This is a genomic window from Microbacterium umsixpiens, assembly GCF_053543675.1.
The window spans coordinates 12551-19496 of sequence record NZ_JBLVOH010000042.1 but is presented as its reverse complement, the minus strand read 5'-3'; the positions used below and the strand labels follow the sequence as shown (position 1 = coordinate 19496).

Genomic DNA, 6946 nt, shown 5'->3' with positions numbered 1-6946 from the left:
GGCGACGGCTCCGCCGTCTGGCACCTCGCGCAGGTGCGCGAGGGCGTGCGGATGGGGGAGAACTGCATCGTCGGACGCGGCGCCTACATCGGCACCGGCGTCGAGATGGGCGACAACTGCAAGGTGCAGAACTACGCCCTCGTCTACGAACCCGCGAAGCTCGGCGACGGCGTGTTCATCGGGCCCGCCGTGGTGCTCACCAACGACACCTACCCCCGGGCGATCAACCCCGACGGGTCGATCAAGAGCGCCCACGACTGGGAGCCGGTCGGCGTGACCATCGAGACGGGTGCGTCCATCGGCGCCAGAGCGACGTGCGTCGCTCCGGTGACGATCGGTGCCTGGGCGACGGTCGCCGCCGGTGCGGTGGTCGTCAAGGATGTCCCGGCATACGCGCTCGTCGTCGGCGTGCCGGCGCGGCGCATCGGATGGGTGGGCGAAGCAGGGATCCCGCTGAAGCCCGCCGACGACGCGGACATCTGGGTCTGCCCGAGCACCGGCGACAGATACATCGAATCAGAAGGCACATTGAGCAAGGAGACCGTGTGAGCGAGTTCATTCCCCCCGCGAAGCCCATCATCGGCGACGAAGAGCGGGAGGCCGTCGACCGCGTCCTGCGCAGCGGCATGGTCGCTCAGGGACCCGAGGTCGCGGCGTTCGAGCAGGAGTTCTCGGCGCATTTCGTGCCCGGGCGCCCCTCCGTCGCGGTGAACTCCGGCACCGCGGGCCTGCACCTCGGCCTGCTCGCGGCCGGCGTCGGTGCCGGTGACGAGGTCATCGTGCCGTCGTTCACGTTCGCGGCCACGGGGAACTCCGTCGCCCTCACCGGTGGTACGCCGGTCTTCGTCGACATCGAGCCCGACACGTTCTCGCTCGACCCCGAGGCGGTCGCGGCCGCGATCACACCGAAGACCAAGGGCATCCTCCCCGTGCACCTGTACGGCCACCCGGCCCGCATGCGGGAGCTGGAGGCCCTCGCCGCCGAGCGCGGGATCGCGCTGTACGAGGACGCGGCTCAGGCCCACGGCGCCTCGCTCGACGGACGCCCGGTGGGCTCGTTCGGCGACTTCGCCATGTTCAGCCTCTACCCGACGAAGAACATGACCAGCGGCGAGGGGGGCATGGTCACCACGGCGACCGACGAACTCGCACGCCAGGTGAAGCTCCTGCGCAACCAGGGCATGGAGCGTCAGTACGAGAACGAGGTCATCGGCTTCAACGCCCGTATGACGGACATCCACGCTGCGATCGGACGCGTGCAGCTCACCAAGGTCGATGCCTGGACGAAGACCCGGCAGTCCAACGCCGCATTCCTCGACGCCAATCTCGAGGGCGTCGTCGTGCCTCCGGTCGCGGACGGCGCCGTGCACGTCTACCACCAGTACACGATCCGCGTACCCGAGGACCGCGACGGCTTCGTCGCCGCACTCAAGAACGAGTACAACGTCGGCGCCGGGGTGTACTACCCGATCCCGAACCACCGACTGCCGTCTCTGACGCACTTCGCCCCGGGTCTCGACCTGCCGGAGACCGAGCGCGCCGCCCGCGAGGTGGCCTCTCTGCCCGTCCACCCGTCCCTGACCCAGGACGATCTCGAACGCATCGTCGCGGCCGTCAACGCGATCGCGAAGGCGGGTGCCTGATGACTCTGCGCGCAGGCCTGCTCGGCGTGGGGATGATGGGGCGTCATCATGCACGCGTCCTCCGGGAGATCGACGGCGTCGAACTGGTGGCGATCGCCGATCCCGGGGGCGACCCGCACGGCGTCGCCGGTGATCTCCAGATCCTCCCCGACATCGAAGCACTGATCGCCACGGGCATCGACATCGCCGTGGTCGCGGTCCCGACGCGATTCCATGAGGACGCAGCCCTGAAGCTCGCAGCCGCGGGTGTGCACACCCTGGTGGAGAAGCCGATCGCGCACAGCGTCGAGGCCGGCCAGCGCATGGTCGACGCATTCGCGTCGGCCGGTCTGGTGGGAGCCGTCGGTCACATAGAGCGTTTCAACCCCGCGGTCCAGGAACTGCGACGCCGCATCGAAGCCGGCGAACTCGGAGCCGTGTATCAGGTCGTCACGCGCCGGCAGGGGCCGTTCCCCTCGCGCATCGCCGACGTCGGGGTCGCCAAGGACCTGGCATCGCACGACGTCGACCTCACGGCGTGGGTCGTGCAGAGCGATTACGAGCGCATCTTCGCGCAGACGGCGTTCAAGAGCGGCCGCGAGCACGAGGACATGATCACCATCACGGGACGCACGACGTCGGGCGTCATCGTCAACAACATCGTGAACTGGCTGAGCCCCATGAAGGAGCGGCTGACGGTCGTGACGGGAGAGAAGGGCGCGTTCCTCGCCGACACCTCCACCGGCGACCTGACTTTCTACGCGAACGGGACGATTCCGCTGGAATGGGAGTCCGTCTCTTCGTTCCGCGGTGTCTCCGAAGGGGACGTCACCCGTTTCGCCTTCGCGAAGCGGGAACCGCTGCGCGTCGAGCACGAGGCGTTCCGCGATGCCGTCCTCGGCCAGCGGACTGACGTCGTCACCATGGAGCAGGGCCTTCGCACACTGGTGGTCGTCGAAGCCGCACTCGAGTCGGCGCGCGACGGCGACTCCGTGAGGCTGTGAGTCGGCGAACCATGCCGTGTGGCCAGACGCCTTCCGACTCGGTGGCACGATGAGCGGTTCCTTCGTGCGTCGGAGCGCCGGCCGTGTCCTCGACGCGCTTCCGGAAGGGGTCCGGCTCCGTATCGCCGGTTCTCGCTACGGTTTCGACGCCTCCGACGTCCCCGCGCCTGTGGTCGCGCCCGACGGTGACGTCCGGCTGTACATCGCGCCGGTGAACTTCGCGGGGCAGGCGTTCCGGTGGGCGCGAGCCGCCGAGCTCCTCCCCGGGGTGGGCGCTGTGAACATGCAGTATCGCAATCCGACGGGCGACTTCGGCTTCCCCGCCGACTACGCACTGCCCACGGCCGTGTTCCTGAAGAGCCGCCGGTGGCAGCGTGCGCAGTTCGACGCTGTCGTGCGCGGCTTCTCCCATGTACTCGTGGAGGCGGTCCGTCCGATCTTCGGTGAACTCTTCGACGGTGACGTCCGGCAGGAGGTCGCCGCGATGAGGGACGCCGGCCTGCAGGTGGGGCTGATCGCCCACGGCACCGACGTGCGGGTCCCGAGCGTGCACCGTTCCGACAACCCCTACTCTCCCTTTCACGGCGACGAGTGGGATCAGACGCCCCTGCTGGAGCAGAGCGCTCAGGTCCGCAGCGCACTCGCGTCTTCGCTGGCCCTGCCGACGTTCTACTCGACGGCCACCCTGGCGCGGCACCTGCCGCCCGCCAGCTGGCTCCCGGTCGTGGTGGATCCCGACCGCTGGGCGAGCACCGAGCCTCCGATGACCCGCGCGAAGCCGGTCGTCATGCACGTGCCCAGCAGCGGAATCGTCAAAGGCACGGCGGCCGTGCGCGAAGCAGCTGCCCGCCTCGAGGCCGAAGGGCTGATCGAGTACCGGGAGGCGCACGCGGTGCCGGCGGACGAGATGCCTGATCTCTACCGTTCGGCGGACATCGTCATCGACGCCCTGCGCATGGGCAATTACGGCGTCGCGGCCGTCGAGGCCATGGCGGCCGGGCGCGTCGTGGTGACCTACCTCACCGATCTCGCGGTGAGTGAGGCCGAGGAGGCCGGCGCTGTTCCGCCGTGCGTCTTCGCGAACCCCGACACGCTCGAAGACGCCCTGCGCGAGATCTGCGCGGATCCCGAGAGTTTCCGTACACTCGCCGCACGAGGTCCCGCGTTCGTGCGCCGAGTCCATGACGGGCGGCGCTCGGCGCTCGCTCTCGCCGGTTTCCTCGGCGTGACCGCTCCCTGGAGCGAGGAAGTCCTATGAAAGCGATCTTCTCCACCTATCGCGACATCATGCCGAATCTCCCCGACTCGGCTCGTCGCTACATCAACACCTTCGTGCTGCTCTCCGCACTGCTGGCCGCGCTCGATGTCGCGGCGCTCATGATCCTCGCCGTCTCCCTTTCGTCCATGCTCGCCGGGACTCCGGTGCAGCTGCCGGTGGTCGGGGCCATCGGACCCGACGGCTACATCTGGATCATCGTGTTCGTCTCCGGACTCATCATCCTGAAGTCGACGGCGTCGCTGATCATGCAGTGGTTCGCGACCAGACGGCTCGCCAGTTTCGAGCTCGAGATCGGCGATCAGCTCTTCCAGAGCTATATCCACGCGCCGTGGATCGACAGGCTCCAGCGGAACACGACGCATCTCGTCCGTCTCGCGGACGTCGGGATCGCCAACGTCACGTCGGGCTTCCTGCTGCCGTTCATGAGTCTGCCCGCTCTGCTCACGACGTCGCTTCTCGTGGTGGTGGTCATCGTGATCATGCAGCCGCTGACCGCGCTCGTGACCGTCTGTTATCTCGGACTCATCGCGCTGCTGCTGTACGTGGTGCTCTCGCGCCGCACCGTCACGGCCGGGCGGGTGAACCGCGACTACTCTTTCCGGGTCGCCGCGCTGATGACGGACATGGTGTCCGCCCTCAAGGAGATCACGCTGCGCAACAAGTCCGATGAGGTCGCTCGCGTCGTCCAGGCGGATCGCAGCGTGTCGGCCAAGGCGCGGGCGAATCTGAACTTCCTCTCCTCGGTGCCGCGCTTCGTCCTGGACGCCGGCATCGTGGGCGGCTTCCTGCTCGTCGGCGGTGCGGCGATGCTCTTCTCGGGATTCGAGGCCGCCGTCTCGGCCATCGCCCTCTTCGGCGTCGCCGGGTTCCGTCTCGTCCCCTCGCTGACCGGATTCCAGTCGCTCGTCTCGATGATGACCGCCAACATCCCCCATGTGGAGGCCGTGCTGCGCGACATCGAGTCGTCGCGGCGCTATCGCGACAATTCCGAGCACATCGGGCACGACCCCATCGTCGGGACTCCGACCGAGCTGAACTTCCACGGGGTGGGGTTCACCTTCCCCAACGCGCCCCGGCCGGCCCTCGCCGACGTGACCGGATCGATTCCGTTCGGCACCAGGGTCGGGATCGTCGGGGCCTCCGGGGCCGGGAAGTCGACACTCGTCGATCTGCTTCTCGGACTCCTCACCCCGACGGCAGGACACATCGCGCTGGGGGACCAGGACCTCACCGATGTCATGGCTGCGTGGCGCGGGCGCGTGGGATACGTCCCGCAGGACGTGGCGCTCTTCGACGCCACGATCGCACAGAACGTCGCCCTGACCTGGACGGATGACTTCGACGAGACCCGCGTGCGCGAAGCGTTGCGCAAGGCGCAGCTGCTCGACGTCGTCGAAGCCAGAGCGGACGGCATCCACGGACGCGTGGGCGACCGAGGGCTGCAGCTCTCCGGTGGCCAGCGCCAGCGTCTCGGCATCGCGCGCGCCCTCTATGCGGAGCCGCTGGTGCTCGTCCTCGACGAGGCCACGAGCGCCCTCGACACGCGCACGGAAGCCGCGGTGACGGCCTCCATCGATGCGCTCGGCGCAGAGATCACCGTGATCTCGGTCGCGCACCGGCTGTCGACGATCCGGCATTCGGATCAGGTGTGGTTCCTGCGCGAAGGAGAGGTCCGCGCTCGCGGCACCTTCGCCGAGGTCATCGCGCAGGAGCCCGAGTTCGCCCATCAGGCCGCGCTGGCCGGTCTGACGAAAGACCCGTCGGATGACTAAGCCGCGCCTGCTGCTGATCTCGTTCTCGCCGATCGTCTCCGACGCGCGAGTGCTCAAGCAGGTCGTCGCCTTCCGCGACGACTTCGAACTCACCACGGTCGGATACGGTCCCGCACCCGAGGGGGTGGCCGCCCACTGGGAGGTGCCGCGGTCTGCCGACTACCAGGACTACAACGGGCGTCTGATCACGCTCCACGCCTACCGCGCCGTCTACTGGCGCATCTCGGCGGTCAAGTGGGTCCGCGAGCATCTGCCCCGCGGAGAGTACGACATCATCCTCGCGAACGAACCCGAAGCGGTCGGTGTCGCGCAGTGGCTCCGGCCACGCCTCGGTATCCATGCCGATCTCCACGAGTACACCCCGCGTCTGAACGAGGAGCACGCGGCATGGGCTCGGCGCATCAAGCCGTATCACGAGTGGATCTGCCGGACGTATGTGTCGAAGGCCGCGAGCTGGACGACCGTGAGCAACGGCCTGATCCGCGAGTACGAGAAGGAGTTCGGTTTCCGGCCGGAGCTCGTCACGAACGCCGCCCCCTTCGCGGACCTGACTCCGACTCCGGTCGAGGCGCCCTTGCGCCTGGTGCACAGCGGCGCGTGCCTGCGCAACCGCAACCTCGACGAGATGATCCAGGCGGTCGAGGCGTCGCGCGCGGACGCGACCTTGGATCTGTACCTGACCCCCAACCACCCGGACTACCTCGAGGAGCTGCGCGCCCTCACGGCCGGCAGCACGCGGGTGAGGATCCTCGACCCCGTGCCGTACGCGGACCTGATCCGCACGATCAATGCCTACGACGTCGGCATCCATCTGCTTCCGCCGACGAACTTCAACAACACGTGGGCCCTGCCGAACAAGCTCTTCGACTACGTGCAGGCGCGTCTCGGCGTTCTGATCGGTCCCTCGCCCGAGATGCGCGAGTACGTGGAGCGGTACGGCTTCGGCGCGGTCGCCGATGGCTTCGGTGCGGCAGACCTCACACGCACGATCGATGCGCTGACCGTCGAAGACGTTCGCGGATACAAGGAGCGCGCGCATGCGGGCGCCCACGCGTTGGGTGCGCAGGAACAGGTCCAGGTCTGGCGGCGCAACCTCGACGCGATCGCCGGGCGCGAGAGAAGCTGAGATGCGGATCCTCATCGTCACCCCGTGGTACCCCACCGTCGACAATCCGCAGACCGGCGTGTTCGTGCAACGCGACGTCGAGACTCTCCGGCGGTCCCACGAGGTGTCGGTGCTGCATCTGAGCACGTCGTCCGATCTGCCGC

Annotated in this window: 6 protein-coding genes; all 6 read left to right on the top strand. The window is 68.2% G+C overall.

From position 1 onward, the window contains the following. The coding region (locus ACNPM4_RS04870) for an acyltransferase (RefSeq protein ID WP_448984884.1) at positions 1–549 on the top strand (549 nt) is incomplete at its 5' end. Continuing rightward, positions 546–1643, top strand: coding sequence for a DegT/DnrJ/EryC1/StrS family aminotransferase (locus ACNPM4_RS04865; RefSeq protein WP_448984883.1), 1098 nt, complete (start codon positions 546–548; stop codon positions 1641–1643). The genes ACNPM4_RS04870 and ACNPM4_RS04865, both read left to right, overlap by 4 nt. Beyond that, on the top strand, positions 1640–2626 hold the full coding sequence (locus ACNPM4_RS04860; protein ID WP_197021044.1) for a Gfo/Idh/MocA family protein: 987 nt from the start codon (positions 1640–1642) through the stop codon (positions 2624–2626). The genes ACNPM4_RS04865 and ACNPM4_RS04860 overlap by 4 nt, the downstream gene beginning before the upstream one ends. Positions 2627–2675: 49 nt before the next feature. Beyond that, positions 2676–3884 (top strand): glycosyltransferase, encoded by a 1209-nt coding sequence (locus ACNPM4_RS04855; protein WP_448984882.1) that lies wholly within the window; start codon positions 2676–2678, stop codon positions 3882–3884. After that, positions 3881–5677 (top strand): ABC transporter ATP-binding protein, encoded by a 1797-nt coding sequence (locus ACNPM4_RS04850; protein WP_029262003.1) that lies wholly within the window; start codon positions 3881–3883, stop codon positions 5675–5677. The genes ACNPM4_RS04855 and ACNPM4_RS04850 overlap by 4 nt, the downstream gene beginning before the upstream one ends. Further along, positions 5670–6803, top strand: coding sequence for a glycosyltransferase family protein (locus ACNPM4_RS04845; protein ID WP_448984881.1), 1134 nt, complete (start codon positions 5670–5672; stop codon positions 6801–6803). Before ACNPM4_RS04850 ends, ACNPM4_RS04845 begins: the two co-directional genes overlap by 8 nt. Positions 6804–6946: the final 143 nt, after the last annotated feature.

Bases quoted from the DNA above. Each gene is read 5' to 3' on its own strand.
- ACNPM4_RS04855 (WP_448984882.1), top strand. From the start codon at position 2,676: ATGAGCGGTTCCTTCGTGCGTCGGAGCGCCGGCCGTGTCCTCGACGCG.
- ACNPM4_RS04850 (WP_029262003.1), top strand. From the start codon at position 3,881: ATGAAAGCGATCTTCTCCACCTATCGCGACATCATGCCGAATCTCCCC.
- ACNPM4_RS04845 (WP_448984881.1), top strand. From the start codon at position 5,670: ATGACTAAGCCGCGCCTGCTGCTGATCTCGTTCTCGCCGATCGTCTCC.